The following is a 23,485-nucleotide window of genomic DNA, read 5'->3' as shown; positions in this document are numbered from 1 at the left end:
TGGTAAATCTGAATGCGTCGCGAGAATAACACAGGGCCCCGCGTCTGCCTGCAGACGCAGAGCCCATCTCGCAACTCTGGGGTAAAACCTGGAAATCAGGCCGATTTCACCGTCTCGCCGGCGCGCTTGTCGAGCACCTCGTCGATCAAACCATACGTCTTCGCATCGACCGCATTCATGAAGCGATCACGCTCCATGTCCAGTTCGATCTTCTCGATCGACTGGCCGGTGTGCTCGACATAGATCTGATTCAGGCGCTGACGCATGTACAGGATCTCGCGCGCCTGGATTTCGATGTCGGTCGCTTGTCCCTGCGCTCCGCCGGAAGGCTGATGGATCATCACACGTGAGTTCGGCAACGAGAACCGCTTGCCCTTGGCACCTGCCGTCAGCAACAGCGAACCCATGCTGCATGCCTGACCGATGCACATGGTGCTGACATCCGGCTTGATGAACTGCATGGTGTCGTAGATCGCCAGACCCGCGGTCACCGCGCCACCTGGGCTGTTGATGTAGAAGTGGATGTCCTTGTCCGGATTCTCCGACTCCAGGAACAGCATCTGCGCGACAATCACATTGGCGACCTGATCGTTCACTTCACCGACCAGGAAGATCACCCGCTCCTTCAGCAGGCGCGAGTAAATGTCATAGGAGCGCTCGCCGCGGGCCGTCTGTTCGACGACCATCGGTATCAAATTGAGGTTCTGGATCGGGTCCATGGCCATGTTGGCAGCTCTCCGGTGAGTGTGCCTGTAAAAGCTCAGGCGTTAGCCGGGCGCATCACGTCGTCGAAGCTCAGGTCCTGCTGGGTAGTCTTGGCATGTTCCGCCACCCACTCGGCCACCTGATCTTCCATCACACGATTCTGCAGCCCAGACATCAGTTGGGGGTCGCCGTTGTAGAGTTCAATGACCTTCTCCGGTTCCTCATAGGTCGAGGCGATTGCAGCAAGCTGCTCGGCGATACGCTTGCGATCGATCTTGATCTCCTGTCTGCGCGCGATCTCGCCCATCAGCAGACCGGCGATCACCCGTTTGCGTGCGATCGGCGTGGCGGCATCGATCAACTGCGGCGGCGGCGGCTGGCCTTGCGGCACGCTGCCGGTCGCCATATTGCGCGCCTCGGATTGCACCATCAGCTTCGGCACGTCCAGCTCGGTGTGAGCATCAGCCAGTTTTTCAGCGACTTCTGACTTCAGGCGTGCCATCAGGGCAGCCTTCAGCTCCCGCTCCAGATTGGCACGAACCTCCTTGCGGAACGTATCCAGGTTGCCATCCTCGATGCCGAACAGCTTGGCAAACTCGCCATCGATCTCGGGCAGCTTCGGCTCCTGCACCTTGATGACCTTGAAGCTGACCTTCGCGGCCTTTCCTGCCAACTGCTCGTTGCGGAAATCCTCCGGGAACGTGATCTCGGCATCAAAGCTCTCGCCAGCCTTGCGGCCCGCCAGTGCCTCGTCCAGCGCCTTGAACAAGGTGCCTGAACCCAGCACGCTGCCTGCCCGCTCCAGGCCTTCGGCCGGAAAACGGTAGTCGCCCGCTTCAGCCGCGTACTCGAACATTACGAAGTCAGCCTCGGCCGAGGCGCGCTCTACTTCGTCGAAACTGCGGCGTTGCTGGCGCAGCGTCTCCAGCATCTTGTCGATGTCGGCATCGGTTACCGCCGCCATCGGCCGGTTGATTTCCAGCGCAGCCACGTCGACTGCCGGAAACTCCGGCATGACCTCGAACGTTGCGGTATAGGCAATTTCACCGTTTTCCGGCTTCCCGGTGGTGTTGATCGCAGGGTTCGCGATCGGCTGCAGCTTTTCCTGCGCCACCGCCTCACGCAACGTACTTCCAATCAGATCGGACAACACCTCGCCACGAACCTGTTCACCGAAGCGCTGCTTGATCACTGTCGTCGGCACCTTGCCCGGACGGAAACCCTTCAGACGAACCGTGCGGCCCATTTCCGCGATGCGCGCACTGACTTGCGTCTCGAACCGCTCTACGGGAAATTTCACCGTGAGCTTGCGCTCGAGCGTGCCAATGTTCTCAACCGAAACCTGCATGACGTCTCCTGGTACTACCTGATGTTGTGGGCCTGCCACAGGCGCCATGGCGGCTGTGCCGCCGGCAAAAACTAAGGAAAACCACCCGGCATGGTGCGAAAGGGGGGACTCGAACCCCCACGGGGTTAACCGCCAGAACCTAAATCTGGTGCGTCTACCAATTCCGCCACTCTCGCCTTGCCATTCTCATCCACGTTCGTAAGCACAGGATTTCGAAGCCAATTCGCCAATTGCCAGACAACTCGGCAACAGCAATGAAACCCGCTCGCCACGTCCGTCTAAGTCGATGATTCCCTTATACGAAAGCGGACCATTTTACGGTTGCATGACCTTGCAGCACAAGCATGCTGACGACGATGCCAAGCCTGCTGCGGTAACGCCAGCGAGCCGTAAACCGCACATCAGCACCGTAGCGGCTCAGCGGCCCGTTACGCTCCCGCTTGAGCGCACAAAGCAAGACGCCGATCGCAAGCGATCGGCGTCTTGGCTGCATTGGTGGGCCGTGAAGGATTCGAACCTTCGACCAATTGATTAAGAGTCAACTGCTCTACCAACTGAGCTAACGGCCCAGGAAACCTGGTTTGAAACTGGGGTGGATGATGGGATTCGAACCCACGACAACCGGAATCACAATCCGGGACTCTAACCAGCTGAGCTACACCCACCATAAATCTTGTAACTGGTGCGCCCGACAGGACTCGAACCTGCAACCGTCGGCTTAGAAGGCCGATGCTCTATCCGGTTGAGCTACAGGCGCAGTCTCTGCCGCAGGACACGTCGCTGGTCGGGGCAGAGGGATTCGAACCCCCGACTTTTGCGTCCCAAACGCAACGCTCTACCAGACTGAGCTATACCCCGCAACGAATCCTCGAACACTTCAAGTCATCGAAGCCTTCAAATGTTACGGGTGACGCTTCGCTCAGTCAATCCGTACGAAGCACACCATATATCTGAATCACTGCTTTCGCGCAAAAGGAAGCAAGCCTCTCCGCGAAAACAAAACGAGGTGCAAGCACCCCGCCTCGCCTTATAAAAATGGTGCGCCCGGAGAGATTCGAACTCCCGACCACCTAGTTCGTAGCCAGGTACTCTATCCAACTGAGCTACGGGCGCACTAAAAAAACTTTAACTTTGCCGCGCTGGCGTTTGGGCGCCAAGGCGGTGAAGCAAGAAGCGGAATTATTCAGACTCCGCTGCCGTGCGTCAACCCTTTTCGTAAAATTTATTCATCGCGATTCGCTGCAGAACGCAAATCGGATATTGCAGCCGTTTGCCAGCCACTCATGACGATTGTGTCGTGCGACTTGTAAATTCCATGGATTGCATGGAGACGGCGCCCCGTGGCTACCCTCCTCACCTTGCTGCGAAACGAAACCGGTTTGGCCGTCCAAACCCGTATCAACCTTCCATGCCATTACGGCTCTGTGGCGCCGGATCGCCCATCTTGCCCACAGTAGAGCCAGCGTCGCTTTTGGGCGGCGGAGGTGGCGGTGTGGCGCCAGCCGAGGCGTTCTTGGTCCAGTCGGCTGGTGGGCCGGGCTCACGTCCGGCCATGATGTCGTCGATCTGATGCGCATCGATGGTCTCGTACTGCAGCAACGCCTCAGCCATGGCATGAAGCTTGTCGAGGTTCGCCGTCAGCAATTCCTTGCTGCGCGCATAGGCCCGATCGAGAATGCCTCGCACCACTTCGTCGATCTTGCTGGCAGTCTCGTTGGAGATGCTCTTGTGCTGGGTGACCGAACGACCGAGGAATACTTCGTCCTCATCCTCGCCGTAGGTGATCGGACCGAGTTCGTCGGATAGCCCCCACTTGGTCGCCATGTTGCGTGCCATCTTGGTGGCCCGCTCGATATCGTTGGAAGCACCAGTGGTGACCTTGTCGGCACCAAAGATCAACTCCTCTGCCACACGGCCACCATACAGCGAACAAAGCTGTGACTGGATCGCCACGCGATTGATGCTGTATTTGTCGCCCTCGGGCAGATACATGGTCACGCCCAGCGCGCGACCACGCGGGATGATCGTGACCTTGTAGACCGGATCGTGTTCGGGTACCAGCCGGCCGACGATCGCATGACCCGCCTCGTGATAGGCGGTGAGCTTCTTCTCGTCCTCGCTCATCGCCATCGAGCGGCGCTCGGCACCCATCAGGATCTTGTCGCGCGCCTTGTCCAGGTGACTCATGCGAACTTCACGGGCGTTCTCGCGCGCGGCGAACAAGGCCGCCTCGTTGACCAGGTTGGCCAGATCCGCGCCGGAGAAGCCGGGCGTACCGCGGGCAATGGTCATCGCGTTGACATCACTGGCGGTCGGCACCTTGCGCATGTGCACCTTGAGGATCTGCTCGCGGCCACGCACGTCCGGCAGGCCCACCACGACCTGACGATCGAAACGACCCGGACGCAGCAGCGCCGGATCCAGCACATCCGGACGGTTGGTTGCGGCGATCACGATGATGCCTTCAGTGCCCTCGAAGCCGTCCATCTCGACCAGCAACTGATTCAGGGTCTGCTCGCGCTCGTCATGGCCACCACCCAGACCGGCGCCGCGATGACGACCGACTGCGTCGATCTCGTCGATAAAGATGATGCACGGCGCGTGCTTCTTGGCCTGCTCGAACATGTCGCGCACGCGGCTGGCGCCGACGCCCACGAACATCTCGACGAAATCGGAACCGGAGATCGCGAAGAATGGCACCTTGGCCTCGCCCGCGATGGCCTTCGCCAGCAAGGTCTTGCCAGTGCCGGGCGGGCCGACCATCAGTACACCACGCGGAATCTTGCCACCAAGCTTCTGGAACCGGCCGGGATCGCGCAGGAACTCGACCAGTTCGCCGACCTCCTCCTTCGCTTCGTCGCAACCGGCGACGTCGCTGAAATTGACCTTGATCTGATCCTCGCCCTGCAGCTTGGCGCGCGACCGACCGAAGCTCATTGCACCGCGACCACCACCGCCGGATTGCATCTGGCGCATGAACCAGATGAACACGCCCACGATCAGCAACACCGGCAGCCAGCTCACCAGCAAGCCGATCAGCGAGAAGCCTTCAGACGGATCCTGGCGAACTTCGACACCCTTGTCCTGCATCTGCTTGACCACCGCATTGGTGGAAAAACCGAGCATCGGCGCGACAGTGCGGAACGCGCTGCCGTCCTTCAGCTTGCCGCTGATGGTGGCCGGTTGATCGGCGCTGATTGTGGCGTTGGCGACGTTGCCGTTGTCCACACTCTGCACGAACGAACTGTAAGGCAGGTCGGAGGAGGCCGCGCCGCGGGGATTGAAGCTCTGGAACACGGTGAAAAGGACCACCGCGATGATTACCCAGAGCAACACATTTTTCGCTGTTTCATTCATGCACGGTTCTCGCCCGGTGACACGGCGGCAGGCTTCAGCCCCACCGCCAGTGCGTACACCTCACGCGAACGTGCGCGGGAGGCCTTAGGTTTACGCATGGTCACGCGGGTGAAGTCCGCGCGCAAGCTGCGCAAGTATTCATCAAAGCCGACGCCCTGAAACAACTTGATCAGGAACGATCCGCCCGGCTTGAGCCACTGCCGACTGAAATCCAGCGCCAGATCGGCCAGAGCCATTGCACGGATCTGGTCGGCCAGCGCCACACCACTCATATTGGGGGCCAGATCGCACAGTACAAGATCCAGCCGATGGCCCTGCAGTCGGCCCTCCAGCTCGCGCAATACCGATTCCTCCCGGAAATCGCCCTGCAGGAAGTCCACCCCCGCGATGCTCTGCATAGGCAGGATGTCCAGTGCGAACACTTTGCCGGTATCGCCCAGACGGTTGCGCACCAGTTGCGACCAGCTGCCGGGAGCGGCGCCCAGGTCGACCACGTTGATGCCCGGCTTGAGCAGGCGATCACGCTCGATCAGCTCCTCCAGCTTGTACACCGCACGCGAACGCAAGCCCTCGGCCTGGGCTTTCTTCACATATTCGTCGTTGAAGTGTTCGCGCAGCCAGACTGCACTGCTCTTGCTGCGGGCCATGTCGTCTTCGATCACAGATTGGGGAACGGGATGGCGCATGATACCCTTTGCCGTTCATTTACCGCGAATCGAGCACTACCGCATGACCCTTTCCTCCTCGCAGACCCGTTACCTGCGCAGCCTCGCCCACGACCTGAGCCCGGTTGTCCTGCTTGGCAACAAGGGCGCCACCGAGGCCGTAGTAAAGGAACTGAACCAAGCGCTGGACATTCACGAACTGGTCAAGGTCAAGCTGTCGGGCGGCGACAAGGACGAGCGGCAGGTCCAGATCGACACACTCACCGGCGGCACGCAGTCCGAAAAAATCCACCAGATCGGCCATGTGGTCGTCTTGTTCCGTCGCAACGCCGACGAACCGAAAATCGCCCTGCCGCGCTAGGGCCGCCGTACCGGGGATACCCTGATGGATCTGTCGCTCGATCGCCCCGAAGGCTATCTGCTCGTGCGGCGCGCCGGCGCCCGCACCATCACGCTGATTGATCGCGAACTCGCTGCCAGTTTCCTGCTCGCGCCGGATCGGGTCATCGAGAACTGGCCCGTCGATGCCGCCGTCATGCTGGATGTCAGCCATGTCGATGCCTTGCTGGCTTTGCAGCCTGAACTGGTGATCCTGGGCACCGGTGAACGCCAGGTCTTTCCGGCAGCGGCCTTCATGGCCGGCTTCCTGCGCAAGGGCATCGGCATCGAGGTGATGGACAACGCAGCCGCTGCGCGCACTTATAACCTGTTGGCCGGCGAAGGTCGCCGTGTCGTCGCCGGGTTCATCCTGCCGGTGGCATGACGCCGGGAACCGCGATCACCGAAGCTCGCGGTGCGTTCAACGCGGCGGTAGATAGCCCAATGGATCGACCGGATTACCGTCTTTGCGGATCTGGAACTCCAGTTCGTTGCGCACAGCACCGGTAGAACCCATCTCGGCAATCTGCTGACCGGCACTGACCCGCTGGCCTTCCTTGACCAGCCGCTTGCGGTTATGGCCGTAGGCGGACAGGAAGCTCTCATTGTGCTTGATGATCACCAGTTCGCCATAACCGACCAGGCCGTTGCCGCTGTAGACCACGACCCCGTCTGCGGCAGCGCGCACCGAATCGCCCGGCTTGCCGGCAATCTCGATACCGGGGATCGCATCGCCACTCTGAAAGCGGCTGACCAGCGCACCGTCGGCTGGCCAGCGCCAGCTAACCCCGCTTACGGCGCGTGAAGCGCCTGCTGCGGCAGGAACTGGAGCCGGCGGCGGCACGGTTGCCGGCGCTGGAGCCGGCACACCTGCCACTGGTACCACAGACGTCGTGGCAGTCACGGCCGGCGAAACGGGCGGTGTCCGCGCGGTTGCCGACGGACTCGTCACAATCGTGCGACCCGCGGAAGCGATGGTTGTCGATGGGGCTGGCACGGGTTCGAACCCGGTTGCCGCCGCGACCGCCAGCGTGGCGGCGGGTCGGCTCGGCGCAACGGGGGTAGCTCCCGTCGGCGGCGAAATATGGGCCGCATGCGCGGCGGCCGTGCCGCCCGACGGCGACAAGGTCAGTCGCTGACCTGGCCAGATCGTGTATGGCGCGGCGATACCGTTCCACTGCGCCAGGTCGCGAAAATCCACACCCTTGCGAAATGCGATCGAATACAAGGTGTCGCTCTTCACCACCACATAGCTGCCGCCGGGAATCGGCGTGCGGGCCGGCGGCGGCATCGTGTGGCCGACATGGTTGTACCCCGTGTTGCCGTAGCCGCTGCCGGCCGCCGGCTCCACCACGACCGAACTGCGCATGGTGCCGCAGCCCGCCAGCAGGAGGGACGCGGTCAGTGCTGCCAGCCAATGAAGATTTCGATCCATGCCTGCCAGCATACCGAGGCGGGATATGTTTTTCATGCGGCAGCAGTCCCCAAGATGGCTGGCAATCAACGTAGCCAGGACCACCACACCAGCAGCAGAACCAGCACCACCAGTGCTATCCAGCCGATCCGTTCGATGTACTTGTGCAGGACCCGCTCGGCACGCTCGCCAAACAGACGTATCAGCAGCGCCAGCAGCCACACACGCTTGCCGCGACCCAACCCGATGCAGAGCAGGAAGGGCAGGATCGGCACGCCGATGATGCCGCACGCCCAGGTGACGAACTTCATCGGCACCACGGGCTGCAGCGCGGCCAATATCAGCACACCGAACATGCCCCAGCGATGCTCGCGCATTTGCGCGCTGAGCGTCGCCACACCCTGCTCGATCGGTGCCGACAGATGCAGTGTATCCAGCAGCGGTCGCAGTGCGTGGAATGCCCAGTGACCCAGCGCATATCCGACCAGCGCACCGAGCAGCGAAAACAGCAGGCTGATATTGGCGTAGCGAAACGCGCGGTGTCGCTTGCCGAGCATCATCGGCGCCAGCATCACTTCCGGCGGAATCGGGAAGATGAACGCCTCCACGAAACTCAACCCGGACAGGTAATACAACGCCCGCGGCTCACGCGCCCACACCAGTGCCCGCGCATACAACGCCCCGAACAGGCGCATCAACCGATCCCGCCGAGCAGGGGTACGAAGCTGACCGCGCCGAGTTCTTCCTGGACGAAGTCGCCCTGGCCGTCGCCGCGCATGCGGATAAGCGTCTGCCGGCTGGGCGAGCCGACCGGCGCCACCAGTACGCCGGCGGGGCTGAGCTGATCCAGGATCCGCGAGGGAATGGTATCGCCGGCGGCGGTGAGGATTATCGCATCGAACGGCGCCTCGTCCGGCCAACCGAGCTTGCCATCGTCATAGCGCGTGCGCAGGTTGGTCAGGCCGAGCTGACGGAAGCGCCGCCGCGCCTGGCGCAGCAACTCTTCGATCCGCTCCACCGTGAACACCTGCGGCACCAGCGCCGCCAGGATCGCCGCCTGATAACCCGAACCCGTGCCGATCTCCAGCACCTTCTGCGGCATGCCCTGCTTCGCGTCGAAATGCTCAAGCAGCGCTTCGGTCATGCGCGCCACCACCCAAGGCTGCGAGATGGTCTGGCCGTGGCCGATCGGCAACGCGGTATTTTCGTAGGCGCGCGAATGCAGCGCCTGATCGATGAAGTGATGCCGTGGCGTGTTGCGGATGACATCGATCACGCGTGGATCACGGATGCCACCGTCCTTCAGATTCGCCACGAGGCGATCGCGCGCACGTTGCGAGGTCATACCCTCGCCCTTGAGGTCTGCCGGCGGCAGCGGATAGACATTCATCGCTCAGGCCGCCTGGTCGTTGCTGACGTGAGCCGCAGCCATATCGTCGCTGAGCGCCTGCATCCAGCTGCTGACTTTCTCCAGCGCCTGGAACCGGGTCAGGTCGACATGGATGGGGGTCACCGAGACAAACCCTCGTCGCACCGCGTCGAAATCGGTGCCGGGGCCGGCATCGTCCACCTCGCCCGCCGGGCCGATCCACCAGATCGGCCGGCCGCGTGGATCGGTTTGTGCAATGCACGGCGCGGAGCGATGACGCCGACCCAGCCGGGTCACTTCGAAACCTTCGATCTCGGCCCACGGCCGATCGGGTACGTTGACGTTGAGGATGGTATCGGCCGGCAGCGGATCGACCAGCAGCCGCCGCATCAACAGCAGTACCGCCTTGGCGGCCGAGTCGTAATGCATGCCCTTGTGATCGTGCGTCACCAGTGACACCGCAATCGCCGGCAATCCCAGGAAACGACCTTCCATCGCCGCCGATACCGTACCGGAATAGATCACGTCATCGCCGAGGTTCGCCGAATTGTTGATGCCCGACACCACGATGTCCGGTTCGTCGTCGAGCAGCCCGGCCAGCGCCAGATGCACGCAGTCGGTCGGCGTGCCTGCCACACGGTAGTAACCATTGCCCATCGGCAACACGCGCAGCGGTGCGTCGAGGGTGAGCGAGTTGCTGGCGCCGGAGCGATCGCGGTCGGGCGCCACCACCGTTACCTGCCCCACCGCGCCGAGACGCTCGGCAAGCACGCGGATGCCCGGGGCATCCACGCCATCGTCGTTACTTACCAGAACTCGCATGATGCTCCGTCGAAGGTTGACTGCGGACGCGCCATCCGTCACCTGACAGCGCTTTATCGATACCTTGAAGTCTACCGGAGCGTGCCTCCGGTTTCACACGGAAGTACGTCAATCCCACGGATTCGCGCCCTAACCGCGCGCCGTTGGTTAGCATGGACAGATGAAGCGCCGTACGCACGTACCGATCAACGCCGATGACAGCCGCCTGTTTCGCGAGGCGATCGGCGAGGTGCGTCCGCTCGATCCGGTACAACCGCCGCCCGCCGCCGCCAGGCCTGCCCCACACCCGCACATGCTGGAGGCGGACGAAGCCGCCGTGCCGGGTGAATTGCTGGACATGGCCTTCGACCCGGCTGTGCTCGAAGTCGGCGAAGAGCTCGGTTACCTGCGCGATGGCTATCCGCCGAAGCTGCTGCGCCAGCTCAAGCGCGGCCAGTTCAGCGTGCAGGATGACATCGACCTGCACCAGATGAATGCCGCCGCGGCGCAAGCCAGCATCATGCTGTTTCTGGCCGAGGCGAAACGGAACGGACTGCGCTGCGTCCGCATCGTGCATGGCAAGGGCCTGCGTTCGCGCTCCGCCGGTCCGGTGCTGAAAGGCCTCACCGATCGCATGTTGCGCCGGCGCGATGACGTGATCGCGTTTGCCTCGGCGCGACCGGCGCTCGGCGGCACCGGTGCGGTAGTGGTGTTGCTGAAGGGCTGAAGAACAACTGTGGGAGCGGCTTTGGCCGCGATGACTTGTCCCATAGCAGCAAGCAGGGAGCAAAGCATCGCGGCCAAAGCCGCTCCCACAAAATCGTGGTGCGTCGCGTTGTTTGTCTAGCTTTGCGCCAACTCGCGCACCACCACCGTGGCATAGGCGCCGGCCGGCAGCTCGAACGACAACTCCAGCGCAGCATCGTCCAGCCAATGCCACTTCAGATCCTTCGGCATCAATCGCAACGGGCGACGCTCCTGATCCATCCGAGCCAACGCCAGCCCCGTGGCCAGATCGCTGTTGGCCATACCGATCTCGCGCTCCAGTGCACCGGCCTCGCCCTGCGTCGGCGGCTCGCCCTGCCCCCACAACGGGCCGGACGGATGGATGTCCGCACGCGCCAGTCGCTCGGCCAACACGTCGGTGAACGGTTCCGGGCCAAACCAGGAACGCGATCCGGCCAGCGACCAGATTTCGCCATCCAGCGGCTTGTCCCAGGCGTCGCGTTCGACCCGGGCCGCCAGCACGCTGTTGAATATCTGCGAGCGCGCAGCCGACAGCAGGAACGAGCGCTTGTCGCGCTCGACCCGCCGCCCGGCAAACATCGCCCGCGCCTGCGCCACGTTGCCACCCTCGCGGCCGAAGCGCTGCTCGCCGTAGTAATTGGGCACGCCGCGCGCGGCGATCTGCGTCAGCACCAGTTCGGCCGCCGCGCGGTCGCCCTGCACCTCGCGCAATACCAATACGAAGCGGTTGCCGCGCAAGGCGCCGCGCTTGAGCTTGCGCGAATGCCGCGTTGCCGCCAGCACTTTCACCTCCGCATGCGGAAACGCCGACCAGTCCGGGTCGGGCTTGCCGGCCAGTTGCACCGAGAACGTCTGCCGGGTGACCGCATGGCGATCCTTCATCCCCGCGTAGCCGACGGCGACCTGCGACACGCCGGCAAACTTTGCCAGTTCGCGGGCGACCCAGTCGGTGTTCGCACCGCGCTTCTCGACCCACAGCAGGGCATGCTCACCTGTGCCTTCGGCGTCGTAACCGAGGATCTCCTCGACGACAAAGTCTTCCGGCGTGACGCGCAAACGCGCCTGCAGTGGTGGCGTGCCGTAAGCCCACGGCAACGGCAGCTGGGCAAGTTCGGATTCGGACATGGCACTCCGCCGGTCGCACCGGCATTCGGAACAGTTGAAACCCATGGGCCAGCGTCACACCAGAAAGATGGTCGCCAGGCCGAGAAAAATGAAGAAACCGCCGCTGTCGGTCATCGCAGTGATCAGCACGCTGGAGCCGAGCGCAGGATCGCGGCCGAATTTCGTCATCAGCACCGGAATGCCGACCCCGGCGAACGCCGCCAGCAGCAGGTTCAGCGTCATCGCGGCGGTCATCACCAGGCCGAGCGACACGCTGTCGTATAGCAGCCAGGCCACGATGCCGATCACGCCGCCCCACATCAACCCGTTGAGCAGCGATACGGTCAGCTCCTTGCGCCATAGCCGCTTGGCGCTCTCGGCGGTGATCTGGTTCAGCGCCAGCGCGCGCACGATCATGGTGATGGTCTGATTGCCGGAGTTGCCACCGATGCCGGCCACGATCGGCATCAGCGTGGCCAACGCCACCAGCTTCTGGATGGAATCCTCGAACAGGCCGATAACCCGCGACGCGACAAATGCAGTGACCAGGTTGACCGCCAGCCACGACCAGCGGTTCTTCAGCGACGCCCATACCGAGGCGAAGATGTCTTCTTCCTCGCGCAGGCCGCCGCGGCTGAGCGCTTCGCTCTCGCCTTCCTCGCGGATCACGTCGACCATCGCGTCGATGGTGATGCGACCGATCAGGTGACTGCGCTCGTCGACCACCGGCGCCGTCACCAGATCGTAGCGCTCGAATGCCTGCGCCACTTCGTAGGCGTCATCGGTGGGATGAAACGTGTTGACGTCCGGCGCCATCACCTCGCTGACCATCTTGTCCGGCGAATTGACCAGCAACCAGTGCAGCGGCAGCACGCCAGTGAGCAGGTTGTCGTGGTTGATCACAAACAGCTTGTCGGTCTGCGCCGGCAGTTCGTCGAAGCGGCGCAGATAGCGCAGCACGACTTCCAGGCTCACATCCTCGCGGATGGTGACCATCTCGAAATCCATCAGCGCGCCAAGCTGATCGTCCTCGTAGGACAGCGCCGACTGCACCTGCTCGCGCTGCTGCGCATCAAGGCCGGCCATCAGCTCAGGCAGCATCGCCGTGGGCAGATCCTCGACCAGGTCGGCCAGCTCGTCGGCATCCAGGGTTTCGGCTGCCGCGAGAATCTCGTGGCGATCCATGTCCGCGATCAGCGATTCGCGCACCGCATCGGACACTTCCAGCAGGATCTCGCCGTCGCGATCGGCTTTGACCAGCTGCCATACGGCGAGACGTTCATCCAGCGGCAGCGATTCGAGGATGAAGGCGATGTCGGCCGGATGCAGCTCGTCCAGTTGCTGGCGCAACTGCGCCTGGGACGCTGCCGGCAGCAGGTCGTCCTCATGCCGCCGCAACACCTCGACGATCGCCTCCAGCTGATCGTGCAGCCGGTTCGTGGCGCTGCGGGCCTCTACTTCGGTCACACGCGCTCCAGCAGCACGCACGCCTGCGCGGCAATGCCCTCGCCACGACCGCAGAAGCCGAGCTTCTCGGTGGTGGTGGCCTTGACGCTGATACGGTCGATCTCGCTGTCCAGGTCGGCGGCCAGGTTCTCGCGCATGGCCCGCGCGAGCGGGCCGACCTTCGGCGCCTCGCAGATCACGGTGATGTCGACATTGCCCAGCATGTAGCCGTGCTGCCCCATCAACATCGCTGCATGGCGCAGGAACTGCCGGCTGTCGGCATCGCGCCAGCGCGCGTCCGACGGTGGAAAGTGCTGGCCGATATCGCCCAGCGCCAATGCGCCGAAGATCGCGTCGCATAGCGCATGAATCACTACATCGCCGTCCGAATGCGCCACTACGCCACAACGATGCGGCACGCGCACACCGCCGATGATGACGTGGTCGCCATCGCCGAATGCATGCACGTCGAAACCCTGTCCGATCCTCATGTCGCTGTCCTCGCGAGCAGGAACTCGGCCAGCGCGAAATCCGTGGCCGTGGTCACCTTGATGTTGTCCTCGGCGCCTTCGACCAGCAATGGCGCGAAACCAGCCAGTTCCATCGCCATCGCTTCGTCACTGACATTCACACCACGCCGCGCTGCCTCGCGCAGTGCCGCCGACAGTTGAGCACGGCGGAACATCTGTGGCGTGAAGGCGCGCCAGCGCCGATCCCTTGGTTCGGTCGACTCGCTGCGGCCTGCGCTATCCGCGCATTTGAGCGTATCGCGCAACGGCGCACCCAGCAGGCCACCATCCGTCGCGCCGGCCAGCTCGATCAGCTTGCCGATATCCGCGAGCCGGACACACGGCCGCGCGGCGTCGTGCACCAGCACGAAATCCGCTGCACCGACCACATCCGGCAATGCGTCGACACCGGCCAGTACCGAATCGCTGCGCTCCATTCCGCCGATGGTCGTGAGCACAGGCTTGCCGTTGAGCATGGTTGTACCAGGCCAACGCGTATCCGTCGCATCCAGGATCACCAGCAGGCCGGCAATGCGCGGGTGCGTGGCGAGTCGTTCAAGCGTGTGCTCGATCAGCGGCCGTCCGGCCAGTGGCAGATATTGCTTGGGGCAATCGCCGCCGACCCGTGTGCCGCGCCCAGCCGCCGGCACCAGGCACCATACCGTCGGCCCGTTCATGGCGAGCCGGCGGACGCAGCAGGCGGTGGTGGAGGCAACATGCTGCCTGCATGCGCCGGCTGCTCGACCACCTGATAGAACACTTCGCCCGGCTTGATCAGGCCCAGTTCGGTGCGCGCACGCGCCTCGACTGCCTGATCACCGTGCTTGAGATCAAGCACATCGGCGCCGACAGCCTGATTGCGCTGCAGCAGCTTGGCGTTGTCGTCGGTCTGCTTCTTCACCGAAACGCGCAGCGCATCCACCTCGCGCATGCTGCCATTGCCGGACCACAGCTTCAGCTGCAATCCGATCAGGATCAGGATCAGAACCAGGGCGATCCAGCGCAGCATGTGTCGGCGATCTTCCCGCTCAGCCCGGCAAACGGGTCAGGTTGGGGAACGCATCGCGGCCGGCATAGCGCGCGGCGCTACCCAGCTGCTCCTCGATGCGCAGCAGCTGGTTGTACTTCGCCACGCGGTCGCTGCGGCACAGCGAGCCGGTCTTGATCTGGGTCGCCGTGGTGGCCACTGCGATATCGGCGATGGTGGTGTCCTCGGTCTCGCCGGAGCGATGCGAGATCACCGCCGAATACTTCGCCGCGTCGGCCATCGCGATCGCTTCCAGCGTCTCGGACAGCGTGCCGATCTGGTTCACCTTGATCAGGATCGAGTTGGCGATGTGCTTCTCGATACCCTCGCGGAAGATCGCCGGATTGGTGACGAACAGATCGTCGCCGACCACCTGGATGCGGTCGCCGATCGCGTCGGTCAGCAGCTTCCAGCCATCCCAGTCGCCTTCGGCCATGCCGTCCTCGATAGTGACAATTGGGTACTGCTTGGCCCAATCGGCGAGCAGGTCGACAAACTGCGCGGAGGTGTACTGCTTGCCTTCGCCAGCCAGGTCGTATTTGCCGTTCTTGTAGAACTCCGAGCTGGCCGCGTCGAGGCCGAGCAGGATCTCGCTACCGATCTTGTAGCCGGTCTTGTGGATCGCTTCGAGGATGGTGTCGAGCGCCTCGATGTTGGAGCGAAGGCTAGGTGCAAAGCCGCCTTCGTCGCCCACCGAGGTACTCAGGCCACGGCCCTTGAGTACGCTCTTCAAGGCATGGAAGATCTCGGCGCCGGCGCGCAGCGCCTCGGCAAAGCTTGGCATGCCCACCGGCAACACCATGAATTCCTGCACGTCGATATTGTTGTCGGCGTGCTCGCCACCGTTGATGATGTTCATCATCGGCACCGGCAACGCACCGGGCTTGCCGTTCGACAAATAACTCCACAGCGGCTCGCCGCGCGAAGCGGCCACCGCATGTGCCGCCGCCATCGAAACACCGAGCAGCGCGTTCGCGCCCAGCTTGCTCTTGTTCGGCGTGCCATCCAGCGCAATCAGCTTGGCGTCCAGACCGTTCTGGTCGGCCGCATCGAAACCCTTCAGTGCCTCGGCAATCGTGGTGTTGACGTTCGCCACCGCGTTTTTCACACCCTTGCCGCCGTAACGCGACTTGTCGCCGTCGCGCAGTTCGACGGCCTCGCGCGAACCGGTGGAGGCGCCGCTCGGCACCGCGGCGCGGCCAAAGCCGCCGCCAACCAGGGTGACCTCGGCTTCCAGCGTGGGATTGCCGCGCGAGTCGAGGATTTCACGGGCGTGGATGCGGGTGATCTGAGTGCTCATGCGGTGTCCGTTGCTTGAAGGATTGCGAATGATATGTTTCGACGGGAGCATCGCTGCGCCCGACAATTCAGGAAATACCCTGTTCCAGGAAACCATGCCGCTTGGTCACGGCGTCCAGCTCCATCAGCGTTTCCAGTAGCGCTTCCATCTTGTCCAGCGGCCAAGCATTCGGGCCATCGGAAAGTGCCTTGCTCGGATCCGGGTGCGTCTCTGCAAACAGGCCGGCCACGCCGACCGCCACCGCCGCGCGCGCCAGCACCGGCACGAATTCGCGCTGACCGCCCGAAGTGGCACCCTGCCCGCCCGGCAGCTGCACCGAGTGGGTGGCGTCGAACACCACCGGGCAGTTCGTATCGCGCATCACGCTGAGCGAGCGCATGTCCGAGACGAGATTGTTGTAACCGAAGCTGGCGCCGCGCTCGCACACCATGATGTCGTCGTTACCAACGACCCTGGCCTTGGCCACCACGTGCTTCATGTCCCATGGCGCCAGGAACTGGCCCTTCTTGATGTTTACCGGTTTGCCGGCGCGAGCGACCTTCTGGATGAAATCGGTCTGCCGGCACAGGAACGCCGGTGTCTGCAGCACGTCGACCACCGACGCCACTTCATCCATCGGTGTGTATTCGTGCACGTCGGTGAGCAGTGGTACGCCGATCTGGCGCTTCACTTCGGCGAGGATGCGCAGGCCTTCTTCAAGCCCCGGTCCGCGGAAACTGTCGCCCGATGAGCGGTTCGCCTTGTCGAAGCTGGACTTGAAGATGAAGTGGATGCCGAGCCGGCCGGTGATTTCCTTCAGCGTGCCGGCGGTGTCGATCTGCAACTGCTCCGACTCGACCACGCACGGGCCGGCGATCAGGAACAGCGGCTGGTTCAGTCCGATGTCGAATCCGCAGAGTTTCATGCCACCGACTCCTGCGCCAGCCGCGCGCCCTCGCGCACGGCCTTGTACTCACGCGCAGCACGCACGAATCCGCTGAACAACGGATGCCCGTCACGCGGCGTCGAGGTGAACTCCGGGTGCGCTTGGCAGGCGAGGAACCATGGATGCTGTTGCTGCGGCAGCTCGATCATTTCCACCAGCAGGTCGTCCATCGACTTGCCGGAGATCACCAGGCCCAGATCCTCGAACGACTGGCGATAGCGATTGTTGAATTCGTAACGATGACGATGACGCTCGCGCACCACGTCCTGGCCATACAGTTCACGCGCCAGCGTACCGGCCTTGAGGCGGCATTCCTGCGCACCGAGGCGCATGGTTCCGCCCATGTCGGAACGATCGCTGCGCTGTTCGACATCACCGCTGGCCGTGGTCCATTCGGTGATCAGGCCGATCACCGGGTCCGGCGTGTTGCGATCGTTCTCGCTGGAATCGGCATCCACCAGCCCGGCAATGTGACGGGCGAAATCGATCACCGCCGCATGCATGCCATAGCAGATGCCGAAATATGGCACGCCGTGCTCGCGCGCGTACTTCGCCGCCAGGATCTTTCCTTCGAAACCGCGCTTGCCGAAGCCACCCGGCACCAGGATCGCGTCGACCTGGCCCAGCACCTTGGCCGCACCCTCGGCCTCGACCTGCTCGGAATCGACCCAGTTGAGGTTGACCCGCGCCTGCTGCTTGATGCCGCCGTGCCGCAGCGCCTCGCCTAGCGACTTGTAGGCATCCTTGTGTTCGACGTACTTGCCGACGATGGCCACGGTGACCTCGTCCTTCGGGTGCTCCATCGCATCGACCGTGCGCTGCCAGCTGGACAGGTCGGCCGGGCCGGCGTCGAGCCCGAGGCGTTTGACCACGATGTCGTCCAGCCCCTGCGCGTGCAGCCACAGCGGCTGCTTGTAGATGATGTCCACGTCGGTGGCGCTGATCACCGCCTGCTCCGGCACGTTGGTGAACAGCGCGATCTTGCGGCGCTCGGCTTCCGGCAGCGGCTCCTCGCAGCGGCACAGCAGAATGTCCGGCTGGATGCCGATCGAGCGCAGTTCCTTGACCGAATGCTGGGTCGGCTTGGTCTTGATCTCGCCGGCGGCCTTGATGTAAGGCACCAGGGTGAGGTGCATGAACACCACCTTTTCCGGACCGTGCTCGATGCGCAACTGGCGGATCGCCTCCAGGAACGGCAGCGACTCGATATCGCCCACGGTGCCACCGATCTCCACCAATGCCACGTCGAAACCGCGGGTCGCCTCGTGGATGCAGTGCTTGATCTCGTCGGTGATGTGCGGAATCACCTGCACGGTGGCGCCGAGGTAATCGCCACGACGCTCCTTGCGGATCACGCTTTCGTAGATCTTGCCGGTGGTAATCGAGTTCTTGCCGGTCAGGCGGGTGTGCACGAAGCGCTCGTAGTGGCCGAGGTCGAGGTCGGTCTCCGCGCCGTCGTCGGTCACGTAGACCTCGCCGTGCTGGAACGGACTCATCGTGCCCGGATCCACATTGATGTAGGGATCGAGCTTCATCATGGTGACCGAGAGTCCGCGCGCTTCGAGGATGGAAGCGAGCGACGCCGCAGCAATGCCCTTGCCAAGCGAGGACACCACACCGCCGGTGACGAAAATCAGGGGGGTCATGGAAAGCAGCCGTGCTGGAAATTAGGCATTTTAGCTGCAGAAGCGTCCCGCTGCGAGATGGCAAAGAACAATTCGCCGTTTTGGTTCATTTCCGCTGCCATCGCGATGGATGAAAACGCCGCTGATCGCCTGCTAGCATGACTGGATGAACAACCCCATCCCCGCCCGTCTTGCCGCCCTGCGTGCGGCCATGCAGCAGCATGGCGTCGCCGCCGTCCTCGTTCCCAGTGCTGATCCGCATCTGTCCGAATACCTGCCCGAGCACTGGCAGGCACGGGCATGGCTGTCCGGTTTCACCGGATCGGCCGGCACCCTGATCGTCAGCCGCGAGCATGCCGGGTTGTGGACCGATTCGCGCTATTTCTCGCAGGCCGAGCAACAGCTCGCCGGCAGCGGTGTGACCCTGATGAAGCTGCGCGTCCCGCATGCGGCCGAACATCTGGAATGGCTGCAGCAGCATCTGCATCACGGCGACGTGCTGGCCGCGGCCGGCGACAGCCTGGCGCTGACCACCCAGCGCCAGATCGAGCGCAGGCTGGCCGACAGCGGCGCCAGCCTGCGCACTGACCTTGACCTGTCCGGCGCGATCTGGGCGGACCGCCCCGCGTTGCCGCAGGCTCCGGTGGTCGCCCACGACCCGGCCTACGTCAGCATCACGCGTGCCGAGAAATTCAGCCGGTTGCGCAAGGCGATGCACAAGCTGGGCGCCACCCATCACCTGCTGTCCAGCCTCGACGACATCGCCTGGCTGACCAACCTGCGCGGCAGCGACGTCGAGTGCAACCCGGTGTTCCTTGCCCATATGCTGGTGCAGGCGGACAGCCGCGCCACCTTGTTCGTCAACCGCGCCAAGCTCAGCGATGCATTGGTCGCCGCGCTGGCCGCCGACGGCATCGGCATCGCCGACTATGCCTCGGTCACCTCGAGCCTGCAGGAGCTGGGCGCCGCCGATCGCCTGTTGCTGGACAGCGGACGAGTGGTCAGCTCCATCGCCGCGGCGATCGCGCCAGCGGTCAACCGGATCGAGGCAGCCAACCCGAGTACCGCGTTCAAGGCGATCAAGAACGCCGCCGAGCTCGACCATATCCGCGAGGTGATGCGCCGCGACGGTGCCGCGCTGGTACGCGGATTCCGCCGACTGGAACAACGGCTCGCCGCCGGCATGACGCTGACCGAACTGGATGTCGATACGCTGCTGTACGAGGAGCGCTCGGCCCAGCCCGGTTACGTCGGTGAGAGTTTCGCCACCATCGCCGGCTACCAGGCGAACGGCGCGCTGCCGCATTACCGCGCCACGCCGGAATCGCACAGCACGCTGCAGGCCAGGGGCCTGCTGCTGATCGATTCTGGCGGCCAGTATCTCGGCGGCACCACCGACATCACCCGTGTGCTGGCGCTCGGCGAAACCACACCGGAGCAACGCCGCGATGCGACGTTAGTAATGAAGGGCATGATCGCGCTGTCCCGCGCACGTTTCCCGAAAGGCGCCAGCGGCCCGCAGCTGGATGCGTTGGCGCGCGCGCCGCTTTGGGCTTCGGGCATGGATTACGGCCACGGTACCGGCCATGGCGTGGGCTACTTCCTCAACGTGCACGAAGGCCCGCACAGCATCCGTGCACCCGTCTCGGGTGGCGCCCTGGTAGCGCTGGAGCCAGGCATGATCAGCTCGATCGAGCCGGGCCTGTACAAGCCCGGCCGGCACGGCATCCGCCACGAAAACCTGGTCGTGGTGGTGGAGGCCGAACAGACCGAATTCGGCGAATTCCACGCCTTCGAAACGCTCACGCTATGTCCGTTCGACCGCCGCGCGCTGGAGCCAAGCCTGCTCAATCCGGAAGAGCGCGCCTGGCTCGACGACTACCACGCCGGCGTACGTGCGGCGCTCAGCCCGTTGCTGGACGATGCCGATCTGGAATGGCTGCATCGCCACTGCGCACCGCTCTGAGTGACGACGCCCCGCCGAAACATCAGGTGCGTTTGGGGGGTACCAGCCTGAGCCGGGCCGGAACCGGTGGCTGGTTCGGACATAGCAGATGCTGGATCTCGTCCGGTTTGAGCGGGTACGAGTACAGGTAGCCCTGCCCTTCCATGCAACCAGCACGCAAAAGAAAGTCGTGCTGCGCCTCGGTTTCGATGCCTTCGGCAATCGTGATCAAACCAAGACTCCTGGACATCGCCAGCATCGCTTCGGTGATTGCCGCATCGTTCGTGTCGCCCGGCAGGCCGGTGACGAAGGAGCGGTCGATCTTCAGATAGGCCACCGCCGGCAGCTTGAGGTAGGCCATCGAGGAGTAGCCGGTGCCGAAATCGTCGATGGCCACGGCGATACCCAGCGCGTGCAGCGTCCGCATGGTGCGCTCGGTATCGTCACCCAGCTGCAGCATCGCGCTTTCGGTGATCTCCAGCAGCAGCCGCTGGGCGGACAACTGCCTGGACTGCAAGGTCCGGCTTACCCCGTCGACGAAGGCAGGGTGCCCGAACCAGCGTGCGGAGATGTTCACCGCCACGCGGATCGGTGGAACACCGGCCAGATCCCAGGCCTGGATCTGCGCGCAGGTCGCCTGCATGACCCACTCATCGATACGCCGGATCAGCCCCAGGCCTTCCGCCACCGGAATGAATTCCGCGGGCAATACCTCGCCGCGCTCCGGATGCTGCCAACGCAGCAAGGCCTCGACCGCCACGATGCGCCCCGTGCGCAACTCGATGCTGGGCTGGAACACCAGGTGAAACTCATTGCGTGCCAGCGCCTGTCGCAGCTCGGTCGCCAGCTGCAGGCGCTGACGGGTATCGGCATGCATCATCGGCGTATAGAAACGGAACGCGTTGCGCTCCTCGGTTTTCGCCGCGTACATGGCGGCGTCGGCGTTCCCTATCAGGGCCGCCGCGTTGTCCCCGTCCAGCGGATAACCGGCCACCCCGATGCTGGCGCTGAGCACGATCTCGTAGTCGTCCACCAGCAACGGTTCGGACAACGTGGCCAGCAGTCGGCTGACGATCGCCCGGGCGTCCTCGCGCAGAATCAGTCGCGGGATCAGCACAGTGAACTCATCGCCGCCGATGCGCCCGGCCACATCACCGTCGGACAATTGTCTGCGGATGCGTTCGCCCACCTTGATCAGCAGGCGATCGCCGATCGCATGGCTGTAGCTGTCGTTGACGATCTTGAACGCATCCAGATCGATGAACAGCACGACCACCGCCAGGCGTTCGCGCTCGGCAACCGCAATCGCTTCGCTACAGTACCGCTCGAACTCCGCACGGTTGACCAGGCCCGTCAGCGGGTCATGCCGCGCCAGATGTTCCAGACGCTGCTGGTTGGTTTTCGCCTCGTGGATGTCGGTGAACACCGCGACGTAATAGACCACCTGACTGTCCGCATTGCGGATCGCGCTGATGCTCAGCTGCTCGGGGTAGATGCTGCCATCGCTGCGGGTGTTCAGCACTTCCCCGAGCCAGTTGTGGCCGGCCGCAACGTCATCCCATATCGACTGCGGCAACGGCCTGCCGTCAGGCAGACGGCGGGTGTCGTCCAGTCGCTTGCCATACAACGCCTGGGTGGTGAAGCCGGTGAGATCGGTATGCGCTGCATTGGTCGAGATCACGTGACGCGCGGCGTCAGCGATGATCACGCCCTCGGCGATGCTGGCCAGTGCCTCGGCGGCAACCCGGCGTTCCTGCTCCATCGCCACCCTTTCGGAAATGTCGCGGATGATCGCCTGGCGCACCGGCTGGCTGCCCCAGTTGACGAGACTGGTTTGCGTCTCCACCGGCCGCGTGCCGCCGTTTGCACCCAACAGTGCGTTGGTGGCGGCCCGTCCGGCTTGCTGCTGCCCGGACAGCGACTGCACGAACAGATGCACGAAGCGATCGCCAACCAGGCTATCCACATCGCGCCCGGTCCATGCCGATGCCGTGCGATTGACGTCCAGTATCCGCCCGCTGGCTTCATCGACCATCACGATGGCATCGGCAGCACTGTCGAACAGCAAGCGGTAGCGTTCTTCGGTACCACGGACGCTGGCTAGAATCCGCCTTGCCATGCCCAGCCATAACAAGGCGGCGATAGCGGCCGCCGCCAGCACGCCGCCAAAGAGCACCTGGCCTATCCAGACGGCACCATCAGCAACTGCGCGCGAAAACAATTTGCTGCGCGGCTCGATGAAGCTGTTGATGGTAGCGATGCGTTCACGCTGCCGGAGGATCTCGGCGTAGCTGATTCCACCTGTGGCGTAGCCCGCCTTCAGGGCGGTCGCTATGGTGTCGAGTTCTGCGATGGAACTGTCGGTGGAACGCCAGGCCTGCAATGCATCGCGCATGTAGGGCGCATCGGCGAAATGGTGCAGGATGAAGATCACACCCGGGATCGCTATCGTAACCGTCCTGCTCCGACGCAGTGCGCCTGCCACCGCGTCGTAATCGTAGTTGCCCGAGGCAATCTGCTCACGCACCCAATGGTCGGCCATCAATAAATCGTAGTTGAGCTTGTAATTGGCCAGATCCGCCGCATCGCCCTTGGTCGCGTAGGCATCCAGAGCGATCACGGTCTGCTTCTGTGCCTTGGACCAGATGCTCTCGCCGTTGAGAAACCCGGCGAGAGCGGTTTGAACCTGCAACGCTCCCCAAGTCAATGCCAGGATCAGCCCAACCATCCCCACCAACGCATATGCCAGGGGCATCAAGCGTCGTGACAATGGTCGTTGCAAAGTGATCATGGAAGTGCGCATTGCTTCCCTTGTTTCGC

Annotated in this window: 21 protein-coding genes and 6 tRNA genes; 4 read left to right on the top strand and 23 right to left on the bottom strand. The window is 63.4% G+C overall.

The window, feature by feature from the left end; translation table 11 throughout:
- Window positions 1-95: 95 nt before the first annotated feature.
- The 10 genes from clpP to rlmE form a co-directional block, all read right to left on the bottom strand.
- Window positions 96-725 (bottom strand): ATP-dependent Clp endopeptidase proteolytic subunit ClpP, encoded by a 630-nt coding sequence (gene clpP / locus EAH75_RS02575; protein WP_140655035.1) that lies wholly within the window; start codon window positions 723-725, stop codon window positions 96-98.
- Window positions 726-760: 35 nt separating this feature from the next.
- Window positions 761-2,053, bottom strand: a complete 1,293-nt coding sequence (gene tig, locus EAH75_RS02570) for a trigger factor (protein WP_140655032.1) — start codon at window positions 2,051-2,053, stop codon at window positions 761-763.
- A 91-nt stretch (window positions 2,054-2,144) separates the two neighbouring features.
- Window positions 2,145-2,229: transfer RNA gene (locus EAH75_RS02565), tRNA-Leu, on the bottom strand.
- A 317-nt stretch (window positions 2,230-2,546) separates the two neighbouring features.
- Window positions 2,547-2,622, bottom strand: a tRNA-Lys gene (locus EAH75_RS02560).
- Between the two features lie 19 nt (window positions 2,623-2,641).
- A tRNA-His gene (locus EAH75_RS02555) sits at window positions 2,642-2,718 on the bottom strand.
- A 15-nt stretch (window positions 2,719-2,733) separates the two neighbouring features.
- Window positions 2,734-2,810: transfer RNA gene (locus EAH75_RS02550), tRNA-Arg, on the bottom strand.
- 24 nt (window positions 2,811-2,834) lie between these two features.
- Window positions 2,835-2,911 (bottom strand) — tRNA-Pro (locus EAH75_RS02545).
- A 178-nt stretch (window positions 2,912-3,089) separates the two neighbouring features.
- Window positions 3,090-3,166 (bottom strand) — tRNA-Arg (locus EAH75_RS02540).
- 285 nt (window positions 3,167-3,451) lie between these two features.
- Window positions 3,452-5,410: an ATP-dependent zinc metalloprotease FtsH gene (ftsH, locus tag EAH75_RS02535; RefSeq protein ID WP_193557825.1), complete on the bottom strand. Its 1,959-nt coding sequence runs from the start codon at window positions 5,408-5,410 to the stop codon at window positions 3,452-3,454.
- Window positions 5,407-6,057, bottom strand: coding sequence for a 23S rRNA (uridine(2552)-2'-O)-methyltransferase RlmE (rlmE, locus tag EAH75_RS02530; protein WP_140655029.1), 651 nt, complete (start codon window positions 6,055-6,057; stop codon window positions 5,407-5,409). Before rlmE ends, ftsH begins: the two co-directional genes overlap by 4 nt.
- Window positions 6,058-6,139: 82 nt before the next feature.
- Between rlmE and yhbY the strand changes: the two genes are divergently transcribed.
- Window positions 6,140-6,436, top strand: coding sequence for a ribosome assembly RNA-binding protein YhbY (gene yhbY, locus EAH75_RS02525; RefSeq protein WP_140655203.1), 297 nt, complete (start codon window positions 6,140-6,142; stop codon window positions 6,434-6,436).
- 24 nt (window positions 6,437-6,460) lie between these two features.
- The gene (locus EAH75_RS02520) at window positions 6,461-6,838 is read left to right on the top strand and encodes an Mth938-like domain-containing protein (protein ID WP_140655026.1); all 378 of its coding nucleotides are present in this window, start codon (window positions 6,461-6,463) and stop codon (window positions 6,836-6,838) included.
- 36 nt (window positions 6,839-6,874) lie between these two features.
- On the opposite strand, the gene EAH75_RS02515 is transcribed toward EAH75_RS02520, so the two are convergent.
- From EAH75_RS02515 to surE, 4 genes are read right to left on the bottom strand one after another with little or no spacing between them, the layout of a single operon-like run.
- Window positions 6,875-7,900, bottom strand: coding sequence for a peptidoglycan DD-metalloendopeptidase family protein (locus tag EAH75_RS02515; RefSeq protein ID WP_140655200.1), 1,026 nt, complete (start codon window positions 7,898-7,900; stop codon window positions 6,875-6,877).
- A 53-nt stretch (window positions 7,901-7,953) separates the two neighbouring features.
- Window positions 7,954-8,562, bottom strand: coding sequence for a YqaA family protein (locus tag EAH75_RS02510; RefSeq protein ID WP_140655023.1), 609 nt, complete (start codon window positions 8,560-8,562; stop codon window positions 7,954-7,956).
- On the bottom strand, window positions 8,562-9,257 hold the full coding sequence (locus tag EAH75_RS02505; protein ID WP_140655019.1) for a protein-L-isoaspartate(D-aspartate) O-methyltransferase: 696 nt from the start codon (window positions 9,255-9,257) through the stop codon (window positions 8,562-8,564). Before EAH75_RS02505 ends, EAH75_RS02510 begins: the two co-directional genes overlap by 1 nt.
- 3 nt (window positions 9,258-9,260) lie before the next feature.
- Entirely contained in the window at window positions 9,261-10,058 is a 798-nt protein-coding gene (surE, locus tag EAH75_RS02500) for a 5'/3'-nucleotidase SurE (protein WP_140655016.1), read from the bottom strand.
- 160 nt (window positions 10,059-10,218) lie between these two features.
- Between surE and EAH75_RS02495 the strand changes: the two genes are divergently transcribed.
- On the top strand, window positions 10,219-10,764 hold the full coding sequence (locus tag EAH75_RS02495) for a Smr/MutS family protein (RefSeq protein ID WP_140655012.1): 546 nt from the start codon (window positions 10,219-10,221) through the stop codon (window positions 10,762-10,764).
- A 116-nt stretch (window positions 10,765-10,880) separates the two neighbouring features.
- On the opposite strand, the gene truD is transcribed toward EAH75_RS02495, so the two are convergent.
- The 8 genes from truD to EAH75_RS02455 form a co-directional block, all read right to left on the bottom strand.
- Window positions 10,881-11,909, bottom strand: a complete 1,029-nt coding sequence (gene truD / locus EAH75_RS02490; protein ID WP_140804075.1) for a tRNA pseudouridine(13) synthase TruD — start codon at window positions 11,907-11,909, stop codon at window positions 10,881-10,883.
- Between the two features lie 54 nt (window positions 11,910-11,963).
- Entirely contained in the window at window positions 11,964-13,355 is a 1,392-nt protein-coding gene (mgtE, locus tag EAH75_RS02485; RefSeq protein WP_140655004.1) for a magnesium transporter, read from the bottom strand.
- Window positions 13,352-13,825, bottom strand: a complete 474-nt coding sequence (gene ispF / locus EAH75_RS02480; protein ID WP_140804073.1) for a 2-C-methyl-D-erythritol 2,4-cyclodiphosphate synthase — start codon at window positions 13,823-13,825, stop codon at window positions 13,352-13,354. Before ispF ends, mgtE begins: the two co-directional genes overlap by 4 nt.
- Window positions 13,822-14,520: a 2-C-methyl-D-erythritol 4-phosphate cytidylyltransferase gene (ispD, locus tag EAH75_RS02475; RefSeq protein WP_140804070.1), complete on the bottom strand. Its 699-nt coding sequence runs from the start codon at window positions 14,518-14,520 to the stop codon at window positions 13,822-13,824. The genes ispF and ispD overlap by 4 nt, the downstream gene beginning before the upstream one ends.
- Window positions 14,517-14,852: a cell division protein FtsB gene (gene ftsB / locus EAH75_RS02470; protein ID WP_140804068.1), complete on the bottom strand. Its 336-nt coding sequence runs from the start codon at window positions 14,850-14,852 to the stop codon at window positions 14,517-14,519. Before ftsB ends, ispD begins: the two co-directional genes overlap by 4 nt.
- Window positions 14,853-14,871: 19 nt before the next feature.
- Window positions 14,872-16,170, bottom strand: a complete 1,299-nt coding sequence (eno, locus tag EAH75_RS02465; protein WP_140804066.1) for a phosphopyruvate hydratase — start codon at window positions 16,168-16,170, stop codon at window positions 14,872-14,874.
- A 67-nt stretch (window positions 16,171-16,237) separates the two neighbouring features.
- Entirely contained in the window at window positions 16,238-17,074 is an 837-nt protein-coding gene (gene kdsA, locus EAH75_RS02460; RefSeq protein WP_140804064.1) for a 3-deoxy-8-phosphooctulonate synthase, read from the bottom strand.
- On the bottom strand, window positions 17,071-18,741 hold the full coding sequence (locus EAH75_RS02455) for a CTP synthase (protein WP_140804062.1): 1,671 nt from the start codon (window positions 18,739-18,741) through the stop codon (window positions 17,071-17,073). The genes kdsA and EAH75_RS02455 overlap by 4 nt, the downstream gene beginning before the upstream one ends.
- 145 nt (window positions 18,742-18,886) lie before the next feature.
- Here EAH75_RS02455 and EAH75_RS02450 point away from each other — a divergent pair, with 145 nt between their 5' ends.
- A complete protein-coding gene (locus EAH75_RS02450) occupies window positions 18,887-20,686 on the top strand; it encodes an aminopeptidase P family protein (RefSeq protein WP_140804060.1) in 1,800 nt (599 codons plus the stop codon).
- A 22-nt stretch (window positions 20,687-20,708) separates the two neighbouring features.
- Here the strand turns inward: EAH75_RS02450 and EAH75_RS02445 are convergent, their stop codons facing one another.
- Window positions 20,709-23,420: a putative bifunctional diguanylate cyclase/phosphodiesterase gene (locus EAH75_RS02445; protein ID WP_241668866.1), complete on the bottom strand. Its 2,712-nt coding sequence runs from the start codon at window positions 23,418-23,420 to the stop codon at window positions 20,709-20,711.
- Window positions 23,421-23,485 lie beyond the last annotated feature (65 nt).

It is taken from the genome of Rhodanobacter glycinis (assembly GCF_006438785.1).
Taxonomy (GTDB): domain Bacteria; phylum Pseudomonadota; class Gammaproteobacteria; order Xanthomonadales; family Rhodanobacteraceae; genus Rhodanobacter; species Rhodanobacter glycinis_A.
This window is presented reverse-complemented; position numbering and strand designations above follow the sequence as displayed.

What these genes read in the sequence shown, in the direction of transcription:
- yhbY (WP_140655203.1), top strand. Translation starts at nt 6,140, where the DNA reads ATGACCCTTTCCTCCTCGCAGACCCGTTACCTGCGCAGCCTCGCCCAC.
- ftsH (WP_193557825.1), bottom strand. Translation starts at nt 5,410, where the DNA reads ATGAATGAAACAGCGAAAAATGTGTTGCTCTGGGTAATCATCGCGGTG.
- ispF (WP_140804073.1), bottom strand. Translation starts at nt 13,825, where the DNA reads ATGAGGATCGGACAGGGTTTCGACGTGCATGCATTCGGCGATGGCGAC.
- EAH75_RS02495 (WP_140655012.1), top strand. Translation starts at nt 10,219, where the DNA reads ATGAAGCGCCGTACGCACGTACCGATCAACGCCGATGACAGCCGCCTG.
- EAH75_RS02455 (WP_140804062.1), bottom strand. Translation starts at nt 18,741, where the DNA reads ATGACCCCCCTGATTTTCGTCACCGGCGGTGTGGTGTCCTCGCTTGGC.
- EAH75_RS02520 (WP_140655026.1), top strand. Translation starts at nt 6,461, where the DNA reads ATGGATCTGTCGCTCGATCGCCCCGAAGGCTATCTGCTCGTGCGGCGC.
- rlmE (WP_140655029.1), bottom strand. Translation starts at nt 6,057, where the DNA reads ATGGCCCGCAGCAAGAGCAGTGCAGTCTGGCTGCGCGAACACTTCAAC.
- surE (WP_140655016.1), bottom strand. Translation starts at nt 10,058, where the DNA reads ATGCGAGTTCTGGTAAGTAACGACGATGGCGTGGATGCCCCGGGCATC.
- EAH75_RS02505 (WP_140655019.1), bottom strand. Translation starts at nt 9,257, where the DNA reads ATGAATGTCTATCCGCTGCCGCCGGCAGACCTCAAGGGCGAGGGTATG.
- kdsA (WP_140804064.1), bottom strand. Translation starts at nt 17,074, where the DNA reads ATGAAACTCTGCGGATTCGACATCGGACTGAACCAGCCGCTGTTCCTG.
- EAH75_RS02515 (WP_140655200.1), bottom strand. Translation starts at nt 7,900, where the DNA reads ATGCTGGCAGGCATGGATCGAAATCTTCATTGGCTGGCAGCACTGACC.
- eno (WP_140804066.1), bottom strand. Translation starts at nt 16,170, where the DNA reads ATGAGCACTCAGATCACCCGCATCCACGCCCGTGAAATCCTCGACTCG.
- EAH75_RS02445 (WP_241668866.1), bottom strand. Translation starts at nt 23,420, where the DNA reads ATGCCCCTGGCATATGCGTTGGTGGGGATGGTTGGGCTGATCCTGGCA.
- tig (WP_140655032.1), bottom strand. Translation starts at nt 2,053, where the DNA reads ATGCAGGTTTCGGTTGAGAACATTGGCACGCTCGAGCGCAAGCTCACG.
- clpP (WP_140655035.1), bottom strand. Translation starts at nt 725, where the DNA reads ATGGCCATGGACCCGATCCAGAACCTCAATTTGATACCGATGGTCGTC.
- truD (WP_140804075.1), bottom strand. Translation starts at nt 11,909, where the DNA reads ATGTCCGAATCCGAACTTGCCCAGCTGCCGTTGCCGTGGGCTTACGGC.
- ispD (WP_140804070.1), bottom strand. Translation starts at nt 14,520, where the DNA reads ATGAACGGGCCGACGGTATGGTGCCTGGTGCCGGCGGCTGGGCGCGGC.
- EAH75_RS02450 (WP_140804060.1), top strand. Translation starts at nt 18,887, where the DNA reads ATGAACAACCCCATCCCCGCCCGTCTTGCCGCCCTGCGTGCGGCCATG.
- EAH75_RS02510 (WP_140655023.1), bottom strand. Translation starts at nt 8,562, where the DNA reads ATGCGCCTGTTCGGGGCGTTGTATGCGCGGGCACTGGTGTGGGCGCGT.
- ftsB (WP_140804068.1), bottom strand. Translation starts at nt 14,852, where the DNA reads ATGCTGCGCTGGATCGCCCTGGTTCTGATCCTGATCCTGATCGGATTG.